Source organism: Motilibacter aurantiacus (genome assembly GCF_011250645.1).
GTDB lineage: Bacteria > Actinomycetota > Actinomycetes > Motilibacterales > Motilibacteraceae > Motilibacter_A > Motilibacter_A aurantiacus.
This window is the reverse complement of the sequence record NZ_JAANNO010000002.1, coordinates 497,490-521,312: the sequence shown is the minus strand read 5'-3', so window position 1 is coordinate 521,312 and position 23,823 is coordinate 497,490. Positions and strand designations below refer to the sequence as shown.

16 protein-coding genes are annotated in these 23,823 nt (G+C 75.1%); 7 read left to right on the top strand and 9 right to left on the bottom strand.

Going from position 1 to position 23,823, the window contains the following annotated elements; genetic code table 11:
- The first annotated feature begins 49 nt into the window (after nucleotides 1-49).
- Nucleotides 50-2,266 carry a putative bifunctional diguanylate cyclase/phosphodiesterase gene (locus G9H72_RS06275; protein ID WP_166168928.1) on the top strand — a complete coding sequence of 739 codons (2,217 nt, stop codon included), beginning with the start codon at nucleotides 50-52 and terminating at the stop codon, nucleotides 2,264-2,266.
- Nucleotides 2,267-2,308: 42 nt separating this feature from the next.
- Nucleotides 2,309-6,022 (top strand): BTAD domain-containing putative transcriptional regulator, encoded by a 3,714-nt coding sequence (locus G9H72_RS06270; protein ID WP_166168926.1) that lies wholly within the window; start codon nucleotides 2,309-2,311, stop codon nucleotides 6,020-6,022.
- 367 nt (nucleotides 6,023-6,389) lie between these two features.
- Here G9H72_RS06270 and G9H72_RS06265 read toward each other — a convergent pair whose 3' ends face one another.
- The gene (locus G9H72_RS06265; RefSeq protein ID WP_166168924.1) at nucleotides 6,390-6,959 is read right to left on the bottom strand and encodes a TetR/AcrR family transcriptional regulator; all 570 of its coding nucleotides are present in this window, start codon (nucleotides 6,957-6,959) and stop codon (nucleotides 6,390-6,392) included.
- Nucleotides 6,960-7,107: 148 nt separating this feature from the next.
- Between G9H72_RS06265 and G9H72_RS06260 the strand changes: the two genes are divergently transcribed.
- Nucleotides 7,108-8,127, top strand: coding sequence for an aldo/keto reductase (locus G9H72_RS06260; RefSeq protein WP_166168922.1), 1,020 nt, complete (start codon nucleotides 7,108-7,110; stop codon nucleotides 8,125-8,127).
- A gap of 74 nt (nucleotides 8,128-8,201) precedes the next feature.
- Nucleotides 8,202-9,263 (top strand): hemerythrin domain-containing protein, encoded by a 1,062-nt coding sequence (locus G9H72_RS06255; RefSeq protein ID WP_166168920.1) that lies wholly within the window; start codon nucleotides 8,202-8,204, stop codon nucleotides 9,261-9,263.
- A gap of 6 nt (nucleotides 9,264-9,269) precedes the next feature.
- On the opposite strand, the gene G9H72_RS06250 is transcribed toward G9H72_RS06255, so the two are convergent.
- The 3 genes from G9H72_RS06250 to G9H72_RS06240 form a co-directional block, all read right to left on the bottom strand.
- Nucleotides 9,270-9,998 carry a TetR/AcrR family transcriptional regulator gene (locus tag G9H72_RS06250; protein WP_166168918.1) on the bottom strand — a complete coding sequence of 243 codons (729 nt, stop codon included), beginning with the start codon at nucleotides 9,996-9,998 and terminating at the stop codon, nucleotides 9,270-9,272.
- Nucleotides 9,995-12,232: an MMPL family transporter gene (locus tag G9H72_RS06245; RefSeq protein WP_166168916.1), complete on the bottom strand. Its 2,238-nt coding sequence runs from the start codon at nucleotides 12,230-12,232 to the stop codon at nucleotides 9,995-9,997. The genes G9H72_RS06250 and G9H72_RS06245 overlap by 4 nt, the downstream gene beginning before the upstream one ends.
- Nucleotides 12,233-12,351: 119 nt before the next feature.
- On the bottom strand, nucleotides 12,352-13,587 hold the full coding sequence (locus G9H72_RS06240; protein WP_166168914.1) for a DUF1015 domain-containing protein: 1,236 nt from the start codon (nucleotides 13,585-13,587) through the stop codon (nucleotides 12,352-12,354).
- 126 nt (nucleotides 13,588-13,713) lie between these two features.
- Between G9H72_RS06240 and pgi the strand changes: the two genes are divergently transcribed.
- The 3 genes from pgi to G9H72_RS06225 all read left to right on the top strand — a co-directional run bounded on the left by pgi (nucleotide 13,714) and on the right by G9H72_RS06225 (nucleotide 16,758).
- Nucleotides 13,714-15,348 carry a glucose-6-phosphate isomerase gene (pgi, locus tag G9H72_RS06235; protein ID WP_166168912.1) on the top strand — a complete coding sequence of 545 codons (1,635 nt, stop codon included), beginning with the start codon at nucleotides 13,714-13,716 and terminating at the stop codon, nucleotides 15,346-15,348.
- Nucleotides 15,349-15,482: 134 nt separating this feature from the next.
- Complete coding sequence (locus G9H72_RS06230) at nucleotides 15,483-16,058, top strand: TerD family protein (RefSeq protein WP_166168910.1); 576 nt, start codon at nucleotides 15,483-15,485, stop codon at nucleotides 16,056-16,058.
- 1 nt (nucleotide 16,059) lies between these two features.
- Entirely contained in the window at nucleotides 16,060-16,758 is a 699-nt protein-coding gene (locus tag G9H72_RS06225) for a TerD family protein (RefSeq protein WP_166168908.1), read from the top strand.
- Between the two features lie 79 nt (nucleotides 16,759-16,837).
- Here the strand turns inward: G9H72_RS06225 and G9H72_RS06220 are convergent, their stop codons facing one another.
- The 5 genes from G9H72_RS06220 to G9H72_RS06200 form a co-directional block, all read right to left on the bottom strand.
- Nucleotides 16,838-18,019, bottom strand: a complete 1,182-nt coding sequence (locus tag G9H72_RS06220; protein WP_166168906.1) for a carboxylate-amine ligase — start codon at nucleotides 18,017-18,019, stop codon at nucleotides 16,838-16,840.
- Nucleotides 18,016-19,455: a M20/M25/M40 family metallo-hydrolase gene (locus G9H72_RS06215; RefSeq protein WP_166168904.1), complete on the bottom strand. Its 1,440-nt coding sequence runs from the start codon at nucleotides 19,453-19,455 to the stop codon at nucleotides 18,016-18,018. Before G9H72_RS06215 ends, G9H72_RS06220 begins: the two co-directional genes overlap by 4 nt.
- Nucleotides 19,456-19,618: 163 nt before the next feature.
- Nucleotides 19,619-20,041, bottom strand: a complete 423-nt coding sequence (locus G9H72_RS06210) for a VOC family protein (protein WP_166168902.1) — start codon at nucleotides 20,039-20,041, stop codon at nucleotides 19,619-19,621.
- 10 nt (nucleotides 20,042-20,051) lie between these two features.
- On the bottom strand, nucleotides 20,052-20,474 hold the full coding sequence (locus G9H72_RS06205; protein ID WP_166168900.1) for a helix-turn-helix domain-containing protein: 423 nt from the start codon (nucleotides 20,472-20,474) through the stop codon (nucleotides 20,052-20,054).
- Entirely contained in the window at nucleotides 20,471-23,788 is a 3,318-nt protein-coding gene (locus G9H72_RS06200; RefSeq protein ID WP_166168898.1) for an ATP-binding protein, read from the bottom strand. Before G9H72_RS06200 ends, G9H72_RS06205 begins: the two co-directional genes overlap by 4 nt.
- Nucleotides 23,789-23,823: the final 35 nt, after the last annotated feature.

The window sequence follows — 23,823 nt, the reverse complement described above, 5'->3', positions numbered from 1 at the left end:
CCCCGGCAAGCGGCTCGCCCGGCCCCGGCCACGGCCGACAGTTCTCCTCGTGAACCGGATAGCGAGGGCACAGCTGTTGACGGCCGTGGCCGTCCTGCTGGCGGTCACCGCAGCGACGTTCCCGCCCGCCCGCCCGCTCGTCGTCCTGCTCGTGAGCATGGCCGCCCCGGTGGCCACCGTGTACGGCGTCGTCCGGCACCGGCCGGGCGCCTGGCTGCGCTGGCTGCTCGTCGCGGTCATGCTCGGGCTCTGGGCGGCGAGCACCGTCGTCGCCGCGGTCGACGGCAGCGCCTCGGCGCTGGCGGCCGGGCTCGTCGTCGCCGGGCAGGCGATGGGCACGGTTCTCGTCGCCGTGCTGTTCGTACGTCGTGGGCCGCGCCCGTCCCGGGAGGACGGGGGACGCATCGCGCGGCTCGGCCGCAGGACGGACGCCGTGCTGCTCGGCTGCGTCCTGGGCCTCGTCGTCGCCCAGCTCGCCCAGCGAACGAGCGGGGACGGGCCCGCAGCGCACGGCTGGCTGGACCTCGTGCCGACGGTGGACCTGCTGCTGGCCGGCCTGCTCGTCCGCTTCCTGGCCTCGCGCTCGCAGCTGACGACGAGCTGCGTGCTGACCGTGCTGGCGGCGCTGACCACGATCACGTACGACATGCTCGTGACGCGCACGGGGACCCGGGTGCCCGACGGCGAGAACCCCCTGACCATCGTCTGGGTTCTCGCCGCCTGCCTGTTCGCCGTCGCGCCGTTGCACGCGTCGATGCGCACCGCCTTCGCCTCCGCGACCCTCGAGCGCCGGCGCACGGAGTCCAGCCGGCTGCTCGGCCTCGTCCCCCTCGCCGCCGTGCCGGCAGGGCTCTACGTGCTGGGCCGCACCGAAGGAGGAATCTCACTTCCTGCATGGTGCTACGTGTGTGTGGAGCTGGTCGTGGCCGTGCTGGGGCTGCTGCGCGGCGCGCAGGCGGTGCGCAGCAGCGAGCAGCGGGCCGAGCGCGACCCGCTCACGGGGCTGGCCAACCGGCGCGGGCTCGCGCGGGCCTTCGACGCGGCGCAGGAGGACGGGCCGGGCTCGGTCCGGATCGTCCTGCTCGACGTCGACGACTTCAAGCAGGTCAACGACACCTGGGGGCACGACGCGGGTGACGCGCTGCTCTGCGAGGTGGGGTCCCGGCTGCGTGCCGCGGTGGGGGACGCCGGCGTGGTCGCGCGGTCCGGGGGCGACGAGTTCGTCGTCCTGCTCCGCGGCGACCAGCGGGCGCCGTACCGCGTGGTGTCCGAGGTGTTCGACCAGCCGTTCGACGTTGTCGGCCACGCCCGTCGGGTACGCGTCAGCGCGGGCGTCGCGCAGGTGACGGCCGGCAGCAGCCTGGCCCACGTGCTGGCCGACGCCGACATCGCCCTGTACGCCGCGAAGGGCGACGGCAAGGGCATGACGACCGCGTACACCGCCGACCTGCGCGAGCGCGTGCTCGGACGGCTCGCCCTCGTCAACGAGCTCACCCGGGTGCTCGACGGCGAGAAGGACGCCGGCTCCCTCGTCGTGCACTACCAGCCGTTGGTCGACCTGAACTCGGGTTCGGTCTTCGGGTGCGAGGCGCTCGTGCGCTGGGAGCACCCGACCCGCGGCCTGCTGGCGCCGGACCGGTTCCTCGGCCTGGCCGAGGAGCACGGCCTCGCCGCCCGGCTCGACCGCTGGGTGCTGGACGCGGCGCTGGCCCAGCTGCTGCAGTGGGACCGGGCCGGGCTGCCCGAGCTGCGGATGAACGTCAACCTCGGCCGCTCGAGCATGGAGCACCCGCGGCTGGCGCAGCGCGTGATCGCCGCGCTCAGCACCTCCGGCATCGACCCGTCGCGACTGCACGTGGAGATCACCGAGCACCACGAGCTGCCGCCCGAGGCGGGCGTCGCGGCGCTGAAGCTGCTGTCCGAGCACGGCGTCGGGGTGGGCCTGGACGACTTCGGGGTCGGCTACACCTCGCTGGACTACCTGCGCCGCTACCCCATCGGAGTGCTGAAGCTGGACCGCTCGATCACCCGGCCGCTGGAGGCCGAGCAGTCCTCGCCCCTGCTCGAGGGCATCGTGGGGCTGGCCCGCTCGCTGGGCGTCAGCGTGCTGGCCGAGGGCATCGAGACCCCGGCCCAGCGGGACCGGCTGGCGGCGCTGGGCATCGCGTACGGCCAGGGCTTCTCGATCGCGCGGCCGATGCCGCCGTCGGCGCTCGAGCGGTTCCTGCGCGCCGGGACGCCGGTCCAGGAGCCCGCTCTCGGCTGAAGCCGCCCCGGGAAGGGCCGCGCACCCCCTAACGTCGTGCAGGTGCAGGTCGAGGGGGCGGGAAGCGCGCCGCAGCCGGAGGAGCCCGGGACGCTCCGCGTGCAGGTCCTGGGCGGGCTGGCCGCCACCCGCGGGGGCCGGGAGCTGGACCTCGGTGGCCGCCGGCAGCGGGCCGTCCTCGCCCTGCTCCTGCTCGCGCGGGGCGAGGCGCTCGGGGCGAACCGGCTGATCGACCTGCTCTGGGGCGAGCAGCCCCCGGCCAGCGGGGCCGCCGCGCTGCACTCCTACGTGTCGCACCTGCGCCGTGCGCTCGAGCCGGGGCGGAGCGCCCGAAGCCGCGACACGCTCCTCGTCCGCGAGGGCACGGGCTACGCCTGCCGGCTTCCCGCCGACGCCGTCGACGCCTGGCGGTTCGAGGCGATGGTCCGCGACGCGGGCAGCGGCGAGGCGGTGTCCGCCGCCTCCGTCCCCGCGCTCTCGGCCGCGCTCGCGCTCTGGCGCGGCACCCCGTACGCCGAGTGGGCCGGCGAGCCCTGGGCCGACGCCGAGGCGGCGCGGCTCGGGGAGCTGAAGGCGGTCGCGGTCGAGCGGCTCATGGCGGCCCGCCTGGCGGCCGGGGAGGCGGCGGTGCTCGTCCCCGAGCTGGACGCGCTGGTGGCCGAGGAGCCGCTGCGCGAGGAGCGGTGGCGGCTGCTCGCCCTCGCGCTGTACCGGGCGCAGCGCCAGTCCGACGCGCTGACCGCGCTGCGCCGAGCCCGGGCGCGGCTGCTCGACGAGCTGGGGGTCGACCCGGGCCCGGCCCTGCGCGAGATCGAGGCGCAGATCCTCGCTCACGCCCCCGCGCTCAGCCTGCCCGCGCCGGTGCCGGCGCCCGGCCCGAGCGCCGGGACGCCCGCGGCCGGGGTGCCCGCCGCCGGGGTGCCCGCCGCAGGGATACCCGCCGAGCCGCCCGCCGTGCCCGCGCAGGCCCGGCCGGCACTCCGCCCCGCCCCGCCGGGCGACGAGATCGTCGAGCGGGACGCCGAGCTCGCCCGGCTGCGCGCGGCCCTGGACGACGCGCTGAGCGGGCAGGGCGGGGTCGCGCTGGTCGAGGGGCCGGCCGGCATCGGCAAGACCCGGCTGCTGGGCGAGGCGCGGCGGATGGCCGCGGAGCACGGCGCGGCGACGCTGAGCGCCCGGGGGAGCGCGCTGGAGCGGGAGTTCGCGTTCGGGGCGGTGCGCCAGCTGTTCGACCCGCTGCTGCTGGACCCCGGTCGGCGCGAGCGGCTGCTCTCCGGCGCCGCGGCGTCGGCGGCCACGGTCTTCGACGCGGCACCGGCCGACGAGCTGCGCGCCGACGGGTCGTTCGCCGTCCTGCACGGGCTCTACTGGCTCGTCGTGAACCTGGCCGCGGACGCCCCGGTGGTGCTGGCCGTCGACGACCTGCAGTGGTGCGACAAGGCCTCGCTGCGCTTCCTCGCCTTCCTCGTACGCCGGCTCGAGGGGCTTCCTGTCGCGCTGGTCGCCACGCTGCGGACGGGTGAGGAGCACGAGGAACAGGCCCTGCTGTCGGAGATCGCGCTCGACCCGGCCGCGCGGTCGGTGCACCCCGGGCCGTTGACCCTGCCCGGGGTCGGGGACCTCGTACGCCGCCGGCTGGGCGCCGACCCGGCGGCGTCGTTCGTCGCCGCGTGCCACGAGACGACCGGCGGCAACCCGCTGCTGCTGCGCCAGCTGCTGCGCGCGCTCGAGGCGGACGGGATCCGACCGGACGCCGCCCACGCCGACACCGTGACGGCCATCGGCTCGCGGGCCGTCTCGAGCATCGTGCTCATGCGGCTGCGCCGGCTGCCCGCCGACGCGGGCGAGGTCGCCCGCGCGGTCGCGGTGCTCGGCGACGGCGCGGCGCTGCCGGCGGTCGCGTCGCTCGCGCAGCTGGACGAGCAGCGGGCGGCGGAGGCGATCGCCGCCCTGGCGGCGGCCGAGATCCTGTGCGACGAGCACCCGCTGGGCTTCGTGCACCCGCTGGTGCGTGACGCGGTGTACCGCGGGATCGCCCCGGGCCAGCGCGAGCTGGCGCACGGCCGTGCGGCCGGCGTGCTCGCGGCCGCCGGCGCCACCGCCGAGCAGGTCGCCGCCCACCTGCTGCAGGCCCCGGCCCGGGGCGAGGCCGAGGTGGTGGCCACGCTGCGGACAGCGGCGCGGGTCGCGCGTGACCGCGGCGCGGCCGAGAGCGCGATCACGTACCTCACCCGGGCGCTCAACGAGCCGCCGCTGCCCGCGGAGCGCGGGGACGTGCTGCTCGAGCTCGGCGCCGTGGAGGCGCTGACCGACGGGGTGTCGGCCATCGAGCACCTGCGCGAGGCCTACACCGTGGGCAGCTCGGTCGGCCTGCGCGCCCAGGCCGCCCGCATCCTCGCGCACTCCCTCGTCTTCGCCGGCCGGCGCGGCGAGGTCACCGCCTTCGCGGGGCAGGCCCGGGCCGCCCTGCCCGCCGAGCTCGCCGACGACCGGCAGGCGTTGCAAGCGCTGGAGCGCATCGGCGGTTTCATGCACGGGCTGGACTGCGGCATCTGGCAGCGCGGGGAGATCGTGATCGAGGGCGACGGCCCCGGGGCGCGCATGCTCGCCGTCGTCAAGGCCTGGGAGCTGGTGATCGCCGCCGCCGACCTCGACGAGTGCGTGGCGCTCTCGCGGTTCGCCCTGCAGGACGGGCTGCTCCAGCTCGTCGACCCGGGGCTGTTCTGGGTGATCGCCGCCTTCAGCCTCGGCATGGCGGACCAGGACCTCGGGGACTTCTGGGACCGTGCCCTGTCCAGCGCGCACGCCAGGGGCTCGCTCTTCTCCGCGCTGTCCACGCACCTCTGGCGCGGGCACGCCCAGTGGTGGCAGGGCGACCTGCGCGAGGCCGAGCAGTCGCTCATGACGGCGAACGAGCAAATGCTGCGGTGGGGCGCCCCGGAGATCGGGGTGGCCTACGGCACCGCGTTCCTGCTCGGGGTGCTGCTCGACCGCGGGGACGTCCCCGGCGCCCGCAGCTTCCTCGACTCGGTCAGCGACCGGCCGCGGGTGGGGGACGGCGGCCGGCTGCTCAAGGATGCCGAGACCGACGTGCTCCTCGCCGAGGGGCGGCACGCCGAGGCGCTGCAGGTGGCCGAGGAGGCGCGCCAGCTCATGCGCACGGTGGCCAACCCGGTGTGGCGGCCGTGGCGGTCGACCGCGGCGCGGGCGCTCGTCGGCCTGGGCCGGCGCGAGGAGGCGGTCGCGCTCGTGCAGGAGGAGCTGGCGGTGGCGCGCTCCTGGGGCGCCCGCAGGCTGACCGGGCGGACGCTGCGCGTGCTCGGCGAGCTGCAGGGCCCCGGGGGAGAGGCGGCCCTGCGCGAGGCGGTCGAGCAGCTCGACGGCACGACGTCACGACTGGAGCTCGCGCGGGCGCTGCACGCCCTCGGCGCGCTCGTCCCGCTGGGGGAGGCGCTCACCCTGCGTCAGCGGGCGCTGGAGCTGGCCGAGGCCTGCGGTGCCGAGTCGCTGCGGTCCTCGGTGGCGGAAGCGCTGCGCGGTCACGGCATCCACGTGCCCGAGCAGCGCTCCCGGACCGTCTCGCTGACCCGGACCCAGCGCCGTATCGCCGGGATGGCCGTGGACGGTGCGGACCCCCGTCAGATTGCCGAAGCCCTGTTCCTGACACCGCGTTCGGTCGAGCGGATGCTGGAGGGTGTGCGCCGTGAGCTCGGCGTCACGTCCGACGCGGAGCTGCGGGTTGCACTGGCGATGTAGGGCAAGCGCAGCGGCGCGCGCGTCGGCCGCGGTGGCTAGGGCTCCCGCGGTGGTGGGGCGGCACTTGCGCGGCAGAAGGTGCACTGTCGCGGTGGAAGGGACACTTCCGCGGTGTCCTGACGCGGCCGAGGTGCCCCTGGCGCGGCGACAGCGGGGCGGGTGGCACATCAGGCGGGCGGGCGACGCCCGCGGACCACGGCGTGCCTCCATCGAGTGGTCGACCGGGTCGAGCGCCGCGTCGGCGACGCGGTGGCCCGACGGGCACTGGTCCGCGACCTGACGGCGCCTCTGACGTCACTGGGCTGGGCCTGCTCTCTCCCAGGGAAGGCCGGGCCGGTGGCGACGGCCACCGGACCGGCCCGCACCGCTACCGGGCCCGACGCAGCCCGGTGAGCAGCACGTCGATCGGCCGGCGCGGGTCGTACGCGGCGTCCGCGCCGATGCAGAGGTTGCCGACGGCACGCAGGAGGTGGAGCGCGTCGAGGTCGTCGTGCACCTCGCCGGACGCCACCGCCGCGTCCAGCAGTCGCGTGCACGCGGGCACCAGCCGGTCGAGGAAGTACGCGTGCAGCGCCTCGAAGCCCGAGCCGTCCGCCTGCAGGGCGGCCGCCAGCCCGTGCTTCGTCACCAGGAAGCCGACGAACAGGTCGATCCAGGAGGCCAGGGCGTCGTGCGCGCTGCCCGACGTGCTCAGCAGGTCGTCGACGGCGTCGGCGCAGGCGTCCACCTGGTGCCGGTAGACGGCGATGACCAGGTCGGCACGGGTGGGGAAGTGGCGGTAGATCGTGCCGACTCCGACCCCGGCGCGGGTGGCGATCTCCCGGACCGGTGCCTCGACACCGCCCGCGACGAAGGCGGCGGCTGCCGCGTCGAGCAGCGCCTCCCGGTTGCGCCGGGCGTCGGCACGACGGGGGCCGCCCGCCTCGCTCTCGGTCATCTGCGCTGCGTCCTCCCACTGGGGTTGCCAACCGGAACGGTGTTCCGTATCGTTGCGGAGCAAGGTTCCGCTTCCCATGGTGGCACGGCGGACGACATGTCGGAGACCGGCGGTGCGCTCTCGGCGCGCCGCCAGGAGAGGTGAGCTCATGAAGTACCGCACGCTCGGGCGTACCGGGGTCCAGGTCAGCGTCCTCTCGCTCGGGGCGATGAACTTCGGCGCCATCGGCAACACCACGCAGGAGGATGCGACGGCCCTGGTCGACGCCGCCCTCGAGGCAGGCGTCAACGTCATCGACACCGCGGACATGTACAGCAACGGCCAGTCCGAGGAGATGGTCGGGAAGGCCATCGCCGGGCGGCGTGACGACATCGTGCTGGCGACCAAGGCATGCATGCCGATGGGCGACGACCCCAACGCGCGCGGCAGCTCACGGCGCTGGCTGATCACCGAGCTGGACAACAGCCTCCGTCGGCTCGGGGTCGACCACGTCGACCTCTACCAGGTCCACCGGTGGGACCCGGCCACCAGCGACGAGGAGACCCTGTCCGCCCTGACGGACCTGCAGCGCGCCGGCAAGATCCGCTACTTCGGCTCGTCGACGTTCCCGGCGTACCGGATCGTCCAGGCGCAGTGGGCGGCGCGCGAGCACTCACTGAGCCGGTACGTGACCGAGCAGCCGAGCTACTCGGCCCTGCAGCGCGGCATCGAGGCCCATGTCCTGCCGGTGACGCAGGAGTACGGCATGGGCACGCTGGTCTGGAGCCCGCTCGCCTCCGGCTGGCTGTCCGGCGCGGTGCGCGAGGGGCGCCCGTTCGCGACGAACCGGTCGGTGAAGCTGCCGCAGCGCTTCGACCTGGCCGTCCCGTCGAACCGGTCCCGGCTGCAGGCCGTCGAGAAGCTGGTGAAGGTGGCCGACGAGGCAGGGCTGACCCTGATCCAGCTGGCCCTCGGCTTCGTCCTGGCCCACCCCGGCGTGACGAGCGCGATCCTCGGCCCGCGCACGCTCGCGCACCTGGAGTCCCAACTCGCGGCGGCCGACGTCGTGCTCGCGCCGGACGTGCTCGACGCCATCGACGAGATCGTCCCGCCCGGGACGGACCTCGCGCCGGAGGAGAAGTTCGACGCCCCGCCCGCCCTGCTCGAGCCGGCGCTCCGGCGGCGCTGACCGGGCACGGCCGTGTTTCGCGGGCCGGCTGGGGGAGACAGTCGGGCGGACACCGCCCACCCGCAGGAGGACCCATGAGCGTGCGTGCACCCGGCCTGCCGTCGGTGGCCGTCCAGTCGGAGCGGCAGCGCGGCGGAAGGGCGAGCATCCTGTCGCGGCAGAGCCGGGACCACGCGGCCCTGCAGTCGCTCATGCTCGCCTACGAGCACACGACATCGGCCCGCGAGCGGGCGAAGATCGTCGACACCCTGGCCGAGCGTGCGCTCCGGCACGCCTTCGCCGAGGAGACCGTGCTGTTCCCGGCCTATCGCAAGTACCTCGGGGAGCAGGCCGACGAGCTCAGCGGGCACATCGAGGGCGAGCACCAGGCCGTCAACGACATGCTCGTGGAGCTGCAGAGCCTCGACGCGCACGACCCCGAGTTCGACCGGACCGTGCGCAAGACGTTCGCGGTGATCCGCGACGACGCGCGCAACGAGGAGGACGCGCTGCTGCCCCAGCTGCAGCAGGTCGCCTCCGACCGTCAGCTGCGCGCTATCGGCCGTGCGTGGGAGGCGTCGCGCCGGGCCTCGCCGACCCGGCCGCACCCGAAGATCTCCCGCCGCCCGCCGGGCAACCTGCTCGCGGGGCTGCCGCTCGCGGTCTCGGACCGGGCCAAGGACGCCGCCCAGCACGTCGTGCCACCGGCGTCGGCCGTACGCGTGCTCGGCGCGGGGCTGCTGGCCGGTGCCGCCGGTGTCGCGGTGATGACGCTGGGGGAGAAGGTCGAGCAGGCCTTCACGCGGCGGCCCAACTCCTACGTGCCGAGCCGCGTGCTCGAACGGCTGACCGGCCTGCACCCGGCCGACCAGGCCGAGCGGGACGTGCTCAACCTCGCGATGCACTGGGGTCAGGGGACGCTGCTCGGGGTCGTCCGGGCAGCGATGGCTCGGCGCGGGATCCGCGGGGCGAGCGGGGCCGTCGCGTTCACCGGGCTGCGGCTCGCGGCGGACCAGACGCTGGAGAACGGCACCGGAGTCGGGGCGCCGCCGTGGACCTGGCCGCGCGAGGAGCTCGTGATCGACGTCGCCCACAAGGCGGTGTACGCCGCTGTCACCGGCGCCGTGGCCGACCGGCTCGTGGGCCGGCGCGTCTAGCCGCGGCTACGCGCTCGGCTCGGCCACCACCGACATCGAGCGCAGCAGTGCCGGGAACGCCTGCCGCTCCAGGCGTCCCAGCGGGGCGGCCTCGGCATCGAGGAAGCTCTGCATCAGGGCGCCGTCGTGGAACGCCATGAGCACCCGCACGGCGAGGTCCGCCGGCGCGACGAGCTCCCGGCCGGCGCCCCGCATCGCCTTCGTCAGCAAGTCGACGAACTGCTCGGTGAACCGCTCGCGGTGCCCGCGCAGCGCGCGGCCCGCCTCCTCGTTGCGGGCCGCGTGCACGACGAACTCCGTCGAGACCAGCCACCAGCGCCGGTCGACCGGCACCGAGCCGAGAAAGGCCTCGATCGCCGCGTCGAGCACCTCCTCGGGGCTGCCGCCCGCTCCGGCCGCACCGACGTTCCCGCAGCGCCCGCCGGTGCCGGACGGGGCTTCCGTGTCGCCGGTGCCGTCCCTGCCGTCGGGAAAGCCGAGCAGGGCCGCACGGAGGGACTCGAGCGTCTCCTCGACCTTCGCCTCCCACAGGGCGAGCATCAGCTCGTCCAGGCTGCGGAAGTTCGAGTAGAACGCTCCGCGCGTGTAGCCCGCGCGATCGCACACCTCCTCCACTGTCGCTCCCCGCAGCCCGCTCTCGGCGAAGACGTCGAGGGCTGCGTCCAGCAGCCGCCGGCGGGTCTCGGCGCGACGCCGGGTGACCCGCTGCGGGCGCTCGGCCGCGTCGAGGCTCACGACGCCGACCGCCCGGCGGGCACCGGCGCCGCGGGCTGCGGCTGCCGGGCGAGCGACTCGCCCTCGATGTCGACGCGCGGGACGACCCGGTCGAGCCAGCGCGGGATCCACCACGCCGTCCGCCCGAACAGCGCGAGGACGGCGGGGACGAGCGTCATGCGGACGAGGAACGCGTCGGCCAGCACGCCGAAGGCGAGGGCGATCGCCATCGGCTTGATGGTCGAGTCCTCGCTCGTCGCGAAGCTCGCGAAGACCGAGAACATGATGAGCGCCGCGGCCGTGACGACCCGGGCCGCGTGGCGCGAGCCGGACAGGATCGCGTCGTGCGCGTCGCCGCGGTGCACGAAGTCCTCCCGGATCCGCGACACGAGGAAGACCTCGTAGTCCATCGCGAGGCCGAAGAGCACGGCGATCACGATGATCGGCAGGAAGCTGATGACCGGCCCGGTCGTGTGCACCCCGAGGACGGCGTCCAGCCACCCCCACTGGAACACCGCGACCACCACGCCGAACGCGGCGCCGACCGACAGCAGGAAGCCGACGGCGGCCTTGACCGGCACGACGACCGAGCGGAACACCAGCAGCAGCAGGACGAGGGCCAGGCCGACCACGACGCAGGCGAAGGGGAGCAGGGCGTCGCCGAGCCGGTCGGACACGTCGATGCCGACGGCGGTGCTGCCCGTGACGGCGAGCGTGGTACCGGTCCGCGCCTCGAGCTGCCCGGCCTCGCCGCGGATGGCCTGCACCAGGCCCTTCGTCTCGTCGGCCGTCGGCCCGGTGCCCGGGACGACCTGGACGATCGCGGCGTCGCCCTGCTCGTTGAGCTGCGGCTCCGAGGCGGTGACGACGTTCGGCAGCGCCCTGACCGCGGCTGCGGCCTGCCCCGCGGCCTGCTGCAACGCCTCGCGGCCGCCCGGGCCCTCGACGAGGACGAGCAGAGGCCCGTTGAAGCCCGGCCCGAAGCTGGCGGAGATCTCGTCGTACGCCTCGCGCTGCCCACTCTCGGGCGCGGCGCTGCCGTTGTCGGGCAGGGCAAGCGCCAGCTCCCGGGCCGGCAGCGCCATCGCGCCGAGGCCGAGCACGATGACGGCGACCGTGAGCAGCGGCTTGGCCACGACGACCCGCGCCCAGCGCTCGCCGAAGGGCCGGGCCGGAGCGGCGTGCGCCGGGTGGGCGCCTCCGTCGAGGGCGGCCTGCGCGCCGGCGGCCCGGGCCGACCGGGAGCCGGGCCGCGGGCGCAGCCGCTCCCCGGCGAAGCCCATGAGCGCCGGCAGCAGCGTGACGGCGATGGCCACGGCCACCACGACGGTGACCGACGCGGCGAGGCCCATCACGGTCAGGAAGGGGATCCGCACGACGCTCAGCCCGGCCATCGCGATGACGACGGTCAGCCCGGCGAACACGACGGCGCTCCCCGCGGTGCCGGTGGCGCGCCCGATCGAGTCGTCCAGGTCGTCGCCGTCGGCCAGCTGGGCGCGGTGGCGGGATAGGATGAACAGCGAGTAGTCCAGCCCGACCGCGAGCCCGATCATCAGCGCGAGGGTGGGCGCGGTCGACGACAGCGTGATGAGCTCCGTCAGCGACAGCAGCCCGGCCAGCCCCACGGCGACGCCGACGAGCGCGCTGATCAGCGTCATCCCGGCGGCCAGCGCCGAGCCGAAGGTCACCAGCAGGACGATCAGCGCGACGACGACTCCGATGAGCTCCTTCGGGCCGACGGCCACCCCGGTCGTGCCGAGCGCGTCCCCGCCGACCACGGTCTGCAGCCCCGCGTCCCGTGCCGGTGCCAGCAGCCGGTCGAGGCCGTCGACGGCCGTGTCCTCGAGCTCGCCGCGCTGCACGGCGTACTGCACCTGCGCGAGTGCCACCCTCCCGTCCGGCGAGACGGTGCCCGCAGTGAACGGGTCGATCGCGGCGGCGACCTGGGGCGCGGTGGCCGCCGCCTCGACCGCCTCGCCGATGGCGGCCCTCGCCGCGGCGGTGGTGACCGTCGCCCCCTCCGGGGCGCGGAACACGACCTGCGCCGACGTCCCGCCGGCCGCGGGGAACTTCTGCTCCAGCACGTCGAGCGCCTGCTGCGACTCGGTCCCTGGGATGCGGAACTCGTCGTCGGTCTTCGCGCCCGAGGCCGCCACCCCTGCCACGGCCAGGGCGAGCAGCAGCACCCAGGCGGCGAGGACGCGCAGGCGCCGGCACGCCGAGAAGCGCCCGAGCCGGTAGAGCAGTGCGGCCACGGAGATGTTCCTCTCGAGGGTGCTCGTGCAGATACGCCGCGTGACTACCCAGCGGCGCGTTCGATACACCAACGTATCCGATACCCGTCTGTATCAGGGGTTGGCCGGCGCCCGAGAGGTCAGTGCAGCGGGTGCACGAACAGCCCGCTGCGCAGCTTCGGCTCGAACCACGTCGACTTCGGCGGCATCACCGCACCCGCGTCCGCGCAGGCCAGCAGCTCCTCGACGGTCGTCGCCGGCAGGGCGAAGGCGACGTCGTACGCCCCCGAGTCCACGCGCCGCACCAGCTCCTCGACACCGTCGGAGCCGCCGACGAAGCCGAGCCGTCCGTCGGTCCGCGGGTCGCTGATTCCGAGCGCGGGCCCGAGCACGTGCTGCTGCAGCACCGAGACATCGAGCCGGGCGACGACGTCGGCCTCGTCCACCAGCCCCTGCCGCGGGGTGAGCCGGAGCCAGCCGCCGCCGGCGTACACCCCGAAGACGTGGCGCTGCGCCGGCTGGGCCGGGCCGTCCGCCGGCGTGACCTCGAACCGGCCCCGCAGCGCGTCGGCGACGCGCGCGGCAGCGTCGGGCACCCCGGAGACGACCCGGTCGTAGGGCAGGATCGCAACCTCGTCGGCGAGGAAGACGGCCGCGGGGAAGCGGGCCACGCTCCCCCGGTCGGCGCCCACGTCCCCACGGGAGCGGCGCAGCTGGTGCAGGCGTGCGGCGGCGGCGCTGCGGTGGTGGCCGTCCGCGACGTACAGCCGCGGGATGTCGGCGAACAGCCCCACCAGCTCGGCCGTGGTGTCGGGCGGGACGACCCAGAGCACGTGCTCGACGGAATCGGAAGTGCTGAACTCGTATTCCGGGGCTCGGCTGGTTGCGTCCGCGAGGGCCCGTCGCACGCGCTCCTCCGGCCGCGCCAGCAGGAACACCGGCTCGTCGTGCGCGTCGAGCGCGTCGAGGTGCCGCACGCGGTCGTTCTCCTTGTCCGGCCGGGTGAGCTCGTGGGTCGCGATCGCCCCGGAGGCGTAGTCCTCGACGTCGACGCAGCCCACGACCCCGGTCTGCGTGCGCCCGCCCACCCGCTGCCGGTAGGCGTACAGCCGGGGCTCCGGGTCCGGGCGCAGCACGCCGCGCGCGACGAAGCCGTCCAGGCTGCGCCGGCCCTGGGCGTGCACCTCGTCCGCGGAGGCGTCGGTGCCGTCGGGCAGGTCGATCTCCGGCCGGGAGACGTGCAGGAACGAGTCCGGGTTGCCGGCGGCGAGCCGCCGCGCCGAGGCCACGTCCACCACGTCGTACGGCGGGGCGGCGACGCGTGCGGCCAGCTCGGGCGGCGGGCGCAGGGCGGCGAAGGGTGAGAGGGCGACCATGGGCCGATTCTGCGCCCGGCCCCTGCCGTCGGGCCCCGGTTGGGCGCGGGGCGCGGTGCGCGGGGAGGATGACGTGTCGGCCTCCGCGGACCGCGGAAGGACCCGGGCGACCAGCATGGAGGACTCATGGCGAGCGCACAGGGCGACGTGGCGGCCGGGCCTGCCTGGCAGCGGCTGCAGCAGCACTACGAGACGGCCCGCGGCCTGCAGCTGCGCGAGCTGTTCGACACCGACCCCACCCGCGGCGAGACCTTCACGGCGAGCGTGGGTGAGCTGTACGTCGACTACAGCAAGCACCGCGTCACCGCGGAGACGCTCGAGCTGCTGGTCGCGCTCGCCGAGGAGCGCGGGGTCCCCGAGCAGTTCGCCGCCATGGTCACCGGCGAGAAGATCAACACGACGGAGAGCCGCGCCGTCCTGCACACCGCGCTGCGCGCCCCGCGCGGCACCGTGGTGGAGGTCGACGGCGTCGACGTCGTGCCCGGGGTGCACGAGGTGCTCGACAGGATGGCCGGGTTCAGCGACGCGGTCCGGTCGGGGGAGTGGAAGGGCTTCACCGGCAAGCGCATCCGGACGGTCATCAACATCGGCATCGGCGGCTCCGACCTCGGCCCCGCGATGGCGTACGACGCCCTGCTGCCCTTCACCCAGCGCGACCTGCAGTTCCGCTTCGTCTCCAACGTCGACGGCGCGGACATCTACGAGGCGACCCGCGACATCGAGGCCGACGAGACGCTCTTCATCGTCAGCTCGAAGACGTTCACCACGCAGGAGACGCTGGCCAACGCGCACACCGCACGGGACTGGCTGCTCGGCAAGCTCGGCGACGACGCCGCGGTGGCCAAGCACTTCGTCGCGGTGTCGACCAACGCGGCGGCGGTGGCGGAGTTCGGGATCGACACCGAGAACATGTTCGGGTTCTGGGACTGGGTCGGCGGCCGCTACTCCTTCCCCTCGGCGATCGGCCTCTCGCTCATGATCGCGATCGGCCCGGACGGCTTCCGGGAGCTGTTGGCCGGGATGCGCGAGGTCGACGAGCACGTCCGCACGACGCCGCTGGACCGCAACGTCCCGGTCCTGCTCGGGCTGCTCGGCATCTGGTACCGCGACTTCTTCGGCGCCCAGTCCCACGCCGTCCTGCCGTACAGCAACTACCTGGGCAGGCTCCCGTCCTACCTGCAGCAGCTGGACATGGAGAGCAACGGCAAGTACGTCCGCAAGGACGGTGAGCTGGTGACCGTCGACACCGGCCCGATCGTGTGGGGCACGCCCGGCACGAACGGCCAGCACGCGTACTACCAGCTGATCCACCAGGGCACGACGCTGATCCCGGCCGACTTCATCGGCATCGCCCGCCCGGCCGAGGACCTCGGCGAGCACCAGGACCTGCTGGTGGCGAACCTCTTCGCCCAGACCGAGGCGCTGGCCTTCGGAAGGACGCCGGAGGAGGTGCGCGCCGAGGGCGTCGCCGAGGAGCTGGTGCAGCACAAGACCTTCCCGGGCAACCGCCCGACGACGACGATCCTCGCCCCCGAGCTGACGCCGCGCGTCCTCGGCCAGCTCGTCGCCACGTACGAGCACAAGGTCTTCACCCAGGGCGTCATCTGGGGCATCAACAGCTTCGACCAGTGGGGCGTGGAGCTCGGCAAGGTCCTCGCCAAGCGCATCGCGCCCGAGCTCACCGAGGCCGACATCGAGCTCGCGCACGACAGCTCCACCAACGCGCTGATCCGCACGTACCGCAGGCTGCGCGGCCGCTGAGGGGGACGGCGTGCCCTCCGGCACATGGACCCGGCCGCCACGGCGCCGATAGCGTGCCAGCCTGCGACGGCTTCGGGTCGCGGGACCCGTCGGGCGCCTGAGGCGCCCTGCTCGACACGGAAGGAGATGCGCCGATGGGCGTCAGCCTGGCGAAGGGCGGGAACGTCTCGCTCACCAAGGGGGTGGCCAACCTCACCTCGGTCGTGGTGGGCCTGGGATGGGACGTGCGCACGACCACGGGCGCAGACTTCGACCTCGACGCGAGCGCGATCCTGTGCGGGGCCGACGGGCGGGTCCTGTCCGACAGCCACTTCGTGTTCTTCAACAACCTCAAGAGCCCGGACGGGACGGTCATGCACACCGGCGACAACCTCACCGGCGAGGGCGAGGGCGACGACGAGACGATCATCGTCGACCTCGCGCGCGTGGCGCCCGAGGTGCAGAAGATCGTGTTCCCGGTCTCGATCTACGACGCGGAGCCGCGCCGGCAGACGTTCGGCCAGGTGCAGAACGCCTTCATCCGCATCGTCGACCAGCCCACGGGGCAGGAGATCGCCCGCTACGACCTGGCCGAGGACGCCTCCACCGAGACGGCGATGATCTTCGGCGAGGTCTACCGGCACAACGGCGAGTGGAAGTTCCGGGCCGTCGGCCAGGGCTACGCTTCCGGGCTGCGCGGCATCGCGCTCGACTTCGGCGTGGGGGTCTGACATGGCGATCGACTACAACAAGCGGCAGCCGGCCCCCCAGCCGACCCCGCCGGCGGGCGGCAACGTCTCGCTGAGCAAGGTGACGCTGACCAAGTCGGCGCCCACCGTCAACCTCAGCAAGGGCGCGGGCGGCTCCGGGTCGCTGCGGGTCAACCTCAACTGGAACTCCCGTCCGGGAGGCCAGCAGCAGGCGAAGGGCTTCCTCAAGCGCCTGACCGCGGCCGCGACGCCCGGCATCGACCTCGACCTCGGCTGCCTCTACGAGTTCAGCGACGGGTCCAAGGGCGTCGTGCAGGCGCTCGGCAACTCGTTCGAGGCCCGCGCCCACGGCTCCACGCCGGTCATCCGGCTCGACGGCGACGACCGCTCGGGCAGCAACTCCGGCGGCGAGAACATGTTCGTCGACCTCTCCCAGCTCGAGGCGATCCGGCGCATCCTGGTGTTCGCGCTGATCTACCAGGGCACCCCCAACTGGGCCGAGGCCGCCGGCGTCGTCACGCTCTACCCGACCGATGGCCCGCAGATCGAGGTCCGCCTCGACGAGACGGACCCCTCCGCCCCGATCTGCGCGATCGCGCTGCTGGAGAACGTCGGCGGCCAGCTGCAGGTACGCCGCGAGGTGCGCTACATCCACGGCGCCCAGGACGTGCTGGACCAGGCGTACGGCTTCGGGCTGAACTGGCGGCCCGGCCGCAAGTAGCTCGTCCGAGCAGCGAGCCCCGGCGCCGCCTCGAGCGGCGCCGGGCTCGTCCGGTGTCAGGTCGGCCGTCGCCGGGCCGTCACCGCACCCCGCGCAGGCTCTCGTCGACCAGCATGCGGGCGACCGCGACCGGGTCGCCCTGTCGATGGAGCACCGCCCGCTGGCGGGCCGCGGACGTCCCGCGGGCCAGGGCCTGCCCGGCCAGCGCCTGCACCTCGTCCCACTCACCCCTGTCCTCGAGGTCGTCGCGCAGCATCGCGAGGAGGTCGCCGACGGCGGCGGGGGCGGGTACCAGCTCGCCGCGCAGCGGGTCGAACAGGCTGCCCTGCAGCCCGTGCCGGGCGGCACGCCAGCGCGCCGCGCGCAGCAGCTCGGGGCGTACCTCCTCCGCGGGCAGGCCGGCCCGGGCCCGGGCCGCGAGCGTCCGGGTGAGCGCCCGCGCCAGCGCGGCGTGGAGCACCGCGTCGTCCAGGCTGGTGCAGACGTCCCCGATGCGGTACTCCAGCGTGGGGTAGCGCTCGGACGGGCGCACGTCCCAGTAGAGGTTGGACGCGTCGTCGACGCAGCCGGCCGTGCGCAGGCCCTCGACGACCCGGCGGTAGGCCGCCCCGTCGCCGAGCGGCTCGGTCGCGCCGGTGATGGGCCAGCGGGCGAACCACTGGGTGCGGTAGCTCTCGTAGCCGGTGTCGACCCCCTCGTGGAAGGGTGAGCTCCCGGTCAGGGCGAGCAGGGCCGGGAGGTACGGTCGCGCCCGGTCCATCACCGCGACGGCCGTGTCGAGGTCCGGGACCGAGACGTGCACGTGGCAGCCGCAGATGACCTGCTGCAGGGCGAGCAGGGCCCACTTCTCGAACAGCTCGAGGTAGCGCGGGCGTGCGGTCAGGCGCTGCTGCTCCCAGGAGGCGAACGGGTGGGTCGACGCGGCGACGATGGTCGCTCCTACGCCGGCGGCCGCGTCCGCCGCCTGCGCGCGGACCGTTCGCAGCCCCTGCCGCACGTCGGCCAGCGACGTGCACACCTCGGTGGCGACCTCGAGCTGGGTGGTCGCGATCTCCGCGTGCACGCTCGCTCCGAGGGCGCCCCGCAGCGCGGCCCGGTTGAGCGCCGCGTCGTCGCGCATCTCCAGCGTCGTCGCGTCGACGACGTGGTACTCCTCCTCGACGCCGACGGTGAGGCCCACCTCCGCGGGGCCGCGGGCGGTGGCGGGGGCCGTGGTGCTCGTCAGGACGGGCGGGGTGGGCGCGGCCAGCTCGGCGGTCACGCCGCCCCCTCCTGGGACAGGTCGGCCGTGCCGAGCGCGGCCAGGCGCGGCCAGTAGTGCGCCATTGAGGCCGCGCCGTTCAGCAGTGTCGCGACGTGCACGCTCTCGTCGCTGTCGTGCCAGTTGTCCTCCGGCAGCCCGGTGCCGAAGAAGAGCACCGGGATGTCGAGCACCCGCGACATCAGCTCGGCCGGGGCGCTGCCCGCACCGCGCATCTGCCCGACCGGCATCCCGAAGCCCTCCTCCATCGCCTCGCGCAGCGCGGCGAGCGCCGGGAGGCCGGCCGGGGTGGTGTACGGCTCCTGCCCGTCCGCCTCCGAGACCGTGAGCTCGTAGTCGACCCGGTCACTGATCCGCTCGGCCACCCACCGGCGCAGCTGTTCCGCAGCCTGGGCGACGGTCTGCCCGGGGACCGTGCGGATGCTGAGGTCCGCGGTGGCGACGGACGGGATCGCGGCCCGCGAGGCCCCGACGGGGTCGCCGGCGATCAGCGACATGACCTCCACCGCCGGCCGCAGATACAGCCGCTCGGGGACGGAGTACCCGGCCTCGCCGCCGATGCTGCGCGTGTGCGTCCGCTCGACCCACCCCTGCTCGGTGAAGGGGAGCGCGGCGAGCGCGGCCCGCTCGCGCTCGGACGGCTCCTGCACGCTGTCGTAGAAGCCCGGCAGCGTGACCCGGCCGTCGTCGTCGTGCAGCTGCGCGAGGAGCCGGCTCAGCTCGACCGCCGGGTTGGGCGCCGGGCCCGATACGGCCCCGGCATGGATGTCGCGCAGCGGCCCGAGCACCTGCAGCTGCGCGCCGAGCATCCCGCGCACGCCGGTGCAGACCGCCGGCGCGTCGGCCGCCCAGAGCATCGTGTCCGACAGCACCACCAGGTCGGCGGCGAGCCGCTCCCGGTTGTCCTCCAGCAGCGCTTCCAGATGCGTGGAGTTGGCCTCCTCCTCGCCCTCGACGAGCATCTTGAGGTTGACCGCGGGCGCGTTCCTTCCCGTCGCGGCCAGGTGCGCGCGCAGCGCCCAGACGTGGCACAGCACCTGCCCCTTGGCGTCGGAGGCGCCGCGGCCGTAGAGCCGTCCGTCGCGCAGCGCCGGCTCGAAGGGCGGCGTCTGCTCCCAGTCCGCGTCCTTGGCGGCGCGCACGTCGTGGTGGCTGTAGACGAGGACGGTCGGCGCGCCCGGGGCCGCACACCACTCGGCGTACACCGCGGGCGCGCCGTCCGTCGTCCACACCTCGGCGACCGGGAACCCGGTGTCGCGCAAGGTGCCGGCCAGCCAGTTGGCCGACCGCAGCAGGTCCGGGAAGTGCTCCTCCTCGGCGGAGACCGAGCGCAGCCGGAGCCACCCGGTCAGCTGCTCCAGCAGCTCCCCGGTGGTGTCCTCGAGGTACGCGGTGACGGACGGGCGGCAACCAGGCGCGGCAGCGGTGTCGTGCACGTGGGGGGTCCGATCAAGGCCGTGCGCCCGCGCGTCCTGCGCGGGCGGGTGGGACGGGTGTCGGCTGGGGCCGACGGCCGCGGGCTGGACCGTGGCCCGCTCCTCCCCGGTGCGCCCCCGGTGTAACCCTCCTGTCGCGGCCTGCCCGCCGCCGCCCGCCTGCTCAGCCGGCCGGCGGCGGGGTCGGCTGGCTGATCCGCACGCTGTTGCCGAACGGGTCGCGCAGCCCGAAGTCGATGCCGTACGGCCGCTGGGTCGGCTCGTCGGTCATCTCCACCCCGCGCTCCTTGAGCGTGTCGTACGTCTTCTGCGCGTCGTCGGTCTGGAAGAACAGGTGCCCGCCCGTCGCGCCCTTGGCCACCAGCTCGCGGACGGTCTCCGCGGTGGCGGGGTCCATCGACGGGGGGCCGGGCTTCTCCAGCAGGATCTGCCGGCCCGGCTCGCCGGGAGCGTTGACGGTGAGCCAACGCATGAAGCCGAGATCGGCATCGGTGTTGACCTCGAGGCCGAGCTTCCCGACGTAGAAGTCGAGGGCCTCGTCCTGGTCGAGGACGTAGATGGACGAGATCGCGAGGGTGTTCAACATGCCGACGACGCTAGCGGCCGTCCGGCGGCGCGGCTTCTCCGAAACTGCTCGGCCGCATCCAGGCCCGGGTGAAGCACGTCGGGACCGGGGGGACCGGCCCGCGCCGCCGGTACGCGCTCGGCGGCTCGCCGACGATGTCGCGGAACGTGCGGCTGAACGTCCCCAGGCTGGTGAACCCGACCTCCAGGCAGATGTCCGTCACCGGGCGGTCGGTCTCGCGCAGCAGGACCATCGCCCGCTCCACCCGGCGCCGCTGCAGGTAGCGGTGCGGCGTCTCGCCAAAGGTGGCCCGGAACGTACGGATGAAGTGCGCCTCGGAGGTCAGTGCGATCCGGGCGAGCGCCGCGATGTCGAGCGGCTGCGCGTACGCCCTGTCCATCGCGTCGCGGGCGCGCAGCATGCGCCGGTTGGACTCCTCCGCGGCCCGGCTCACGCCGAGCTGACCACCGACATGGGCAGGAGGGCGCGAGCTCTGGCCTCGAAGAGGCCGGCCCCCTGCTCGCGGGCGACCGCGACCGCCGTCCGCAGCTCCGTGGACACGTCGCGGCTCGGCGCGCCCAGCGCCTGCCGGCTGGCGGCGCGCAGCCGGTGCAGCTCGGCCAGGAAGAACCGCTCGCCGGTGGACGCCGACTCGGCGAACGCCCGCTCGAGGGTCGCGGCCGCGTCCTCCGGTGCGCCGGAGAGCAGCTGCAGCTCGGCGAGCACGCCGAGCATGAGGTGGGCGAACATGTGCCGGCCGAGCTGCCCGAACGCGGTGAGCGCGGCCCTCACCTCGCCGATGCCCTCCTCGACGCGTCCCTGGGACCGGGCGACGCCCCAGCCGTGTGGGGGCAGTGAGAACGCCTGCATCTGGGCGAAGCCGTGCCTGGTCGCGATCGCAAGGCCGTACTCGCTGTGCGCCGTCGCCTGCTCGGGGTCGTCGAGCCACACGTGCCGCCAGGACTCGAGGACCTTGATGTAGGAGGCGGTGTAGGGGTCGGCCTGCTCGTCGACGCGGTCCCACGCCTCCGCGGCCGCCGCTGCGGACTCCTCCAGCCGGCCCATCATCGCCAGCACGATGGACCGCCAGCCGCGCAGCACCGCGACGGGGTGCTGCAGGAAGAGCTCGAGCGGGATCCTCGGGCCCGCGGCATCGGCGAGGGGGAGGGCGACGAGCAGCTCGGCGTCGGCCTCGGCCAGCCGCGCCTGGTGCCAGCGGACCTGGCCGCGCGCATGGTGCGCCGCCAGCAGCAGCATGTCGTCGCCGGTGCTCTGCGCGGCCTGGCTCATCTCGTCGGTCAGCTGGTCGGCGGTGTCGAGGTCCGCGCCGACGAGGGCGTGGCCCCACGTCCCCCACAGCGCGGAGAGCAGCTCGCCGTGAGACCCGGCCTCGCGGGCGAGCTCGAGCGCGCGCCGGCGCTGGGCGCCCACCTCCGGGGCGTTGTAGCCGAGAGTGTGGGTGAGCAGCGAGCCGAGCGCGACGCGGGCGGCGAGCTCCTGCTCGGCGCGGTCGCCGGGCGGCAACAGCTGCGCGGCGACGATGGCTGCCCGCAGGTGCTGCTCGGCGTCCTCGTAGGCCCAGCGCGAGCGGGCGGACTCGGCGGCGAGCAGGCTGTAGCGCACGGCCTGCGGCGCGGTCGCGGCGCTGCCGGCCGCCCGGAAGTGGTGGGCCAGCTCCTCCGCGTGCCCGGCCAGGTCGTCGGCGTGGCGGCGCTCCAGCGCGGCGCCGGCGCGCGCGTGCAGCCGGGCGCGCCGGGCCGGCCCGGTCTGCTCGAGCAGCGTCTCCTGGACGAGGGCGTGGGCGAAGCGGTAGCGCCCGGGGTGGTCCGGCTCCGACACGAAGATGCCGGCCGCGGTCGCCCGGTCGAGCCGGTCGTCGAGGTCGGCGTCGGCGAGGCCGGTGACCTCCTGCAGCAGCGCCAGGTCGAACGCCCGTCCGGTGACGGCCACCGCCCGCAGCAGCTCGCCCTCCTCCGGCCCCAGAGCGCGCAGCCGGGACGTGATGACGTCGCGGACCGTGCCGGGCACGGCTGCCTCCGCCGGCGAGGCCAGCGTGCCCTCCGTGGTGAGGGCGCGGACGAGCTCGGCGATGTAAAAGGGGTTGCCGTCCGTGCGCCCGCGGATCGCGTCCGCCACGCCGGGCGGGACCTCGCTGCCGGACGCGGCGGCGACGTACGCCTCGACGTCGCTCGCGGCGAGGCCCGCGAGGTCCAGCCGGAGGGTCCCGGCCCCGCGTGCCAGCTCCGCCAGCATCCGTGCGCTCTGGGGGTCCCGGGAGTCGTTGGGCAGCCGCACGGTGACCACGACCGCGACCCTGGTGTCCCGCAACGTGGCGGCGACGTACTCGGCCAACTGCCGGGAGGCGGCGTCGCCCCAGTGCAGGTCCTCGAGGACGAGCAGCAGCGGCCGGTCGCGCCCCAGCACGGTCAGGAAGGCGGCGACGGCGTCGTAGAGCCGCACCCGCGCCACGTCCGGCGACGGCGCGTCGGTCGCCGGCTCGTCGACGAGCGGCCGGAGCCCCGGCACGACCTGGGCGACGTCCGCGGCCCGGCCGGCCAGGGCTGCGCGCGTCACCTCCGGGCCCACCGACTCCGCGAGGCTCTGCAGGGCCTGCGCCCACGGCCACAGCGCGGGGGCGCCCTCGTGCTCCCAGCAACGGCCCCACGCCACGACAGCGCCGTCCGCCGCCCCCACCGCCGCTGCCTCCTCCGCGAGCCGGGTCTTGCCGATGCCGGCCTCCCCGACGAGCACGACCGTGCGCGGCGATCCCCCCGCTGCCGCCGAGAGGGCGCCGGTGAGCGCCACGAGCTCGTCCGCCCGGCCGACGAGGACGCCGGGGGCGTGGGGAGAGGCCGGAGCCGGCCCGGGGGCCGGCTCGGCCGCGGGGGCCGGCGCGCTGCTCGGCGCCGCGGCAGGCGCGGCGGCGACGGCCGGAGCGGGCGGTGGCGCCGCGCTCGCCGTGCTCGCCGTGCTCACCGTGCTCACCGTGCTCGCAAGGTCCAGGGCCGGGTCCTGGCGCAGGATCCGGGTGTGCAGCTCGCTGAGCTCGCGGCCCGGGTCGACGCCGAGCTCGTCGGCCAGCGCCTCGCGCCCCTCGGTGAAGACCGCGAGCGCGTCGGCCTGCCGGCCCGAGCGGTAGAGCGCGAGCATGAGCGCGGCCCGCAGCGGCTCGCGCAGCGGCTGGGCGCGCACGAGGGACGGCAGCTGCTCGGCCAGCTCGGCGTGCCGGCCGAGCGCGAGGTCGAGGTCGCAGGCGAGCTCGAACGCGCCCTGGCGCAGCTCCTCCAGCCGGGCCGCCTCCGCACGGGCGAACAGCTGCGGCACGTCGGCGTACGCCGTCCCGCGCCACAGGGCGAGGGCAGCGGCCAGCCGCTCGCGTGCGGCCACCGTGTCGCCGGCGTCGGCCAGCTGCCGCGCCCTGCGCGCCTCGCTCTCGAACACGACGGCGTCGACGGAGTCGGGGTCGACGTCGAGCTGGTACCCCGGTGCCCGGGTCACCAGCACGGTCCAGTCGTCGGGGCGGTGCGGCTCCAGCGCGCGCCGCAGCCGGGACACGTGGGCGTGCAGGTTGCGCACGCCCGCGGCCGGGGGCCGGTCCTCCCACAGCCGGTTTGCCAGCGTCTCCAGCGACACCACCCGGGGCGCGTCGACGAGGAGGGCCGCGAGCAGGGCCCGCTGGGCGGGTGCCGCGGGCTCCACGGGCCGGCCGGCGGTCGAGACGGTCAACGGCCCGAGGACGGCGAAGTGCACGGAGTCCTCGGTCGGCATCCCCCCAGGGTAGGCCGAGGGGCCCTTGCCCTGCT

Coding starts and splice junctions, on each gene's coding strand:
- G9H72_RS06225 (WP_166168908.1), top strand. CDS start 16,060: ATGGCGATCGACTACAACAAGCGGCAGCCGGCCCCCCAGCCGACCCCG.
- G9H72_RS06265 (WP_166168924.1), bottom strand. CDS start 6,959: ATGACCGAGAGCGAGGCGGGCGGCCCCCGTCGTGCCGACGCCCGGCGC.
- G9H72_RS06230 (WP_166168910.1), top strand. CDS start 15,483: ATGGGCGTCAGCCTGGCGAAGGGCGGGAACGTCTCGCTCACCAAGGGG.
- G9H72_RS06200 (WP_166168898.1), bottom strand. CDS start 23,788: ATGCCGACCGAGGACTCCGTGCACTTCGCCGTCCTCGGGCCGTTGACC.
- pgi (WP_166168912.1), top strand. CDS start 13,714: ATGGCGAGCGCACAGGGCGACGTGGCGGCCGGGCCTGCCTGGCAGCGG.
- G9H72_RS06255 (WP_166168920.1), top strand. CDS start 8,202: ATGAGCGTGCGTGCACCCGGCCTGCCGTCGGTGGCCGTCCAGTCGGAG.
- G9H72_RS06260 (WP_166168922.1), top strand. CDS start 7,108: ATGAAGTACCGCACGCTCGGGCGTACCGGGGTCCAGGTCAGCGTCCTC.
- G9H72_RS06240 (WP_166168914.1), bottom strand. CDS start 13,587: ATGGTCGCCCTCTCACCCTTCGCCGCCCTGCGCCCGCCGCCCGAGCTG.
- G9H72_RS06210 (WP_166168902.1), bottom strand. CDS start 20,041: ATGTTGAACACCCTCGCGATCTCGTCCATCTACGTCCTCGACCAGGAC.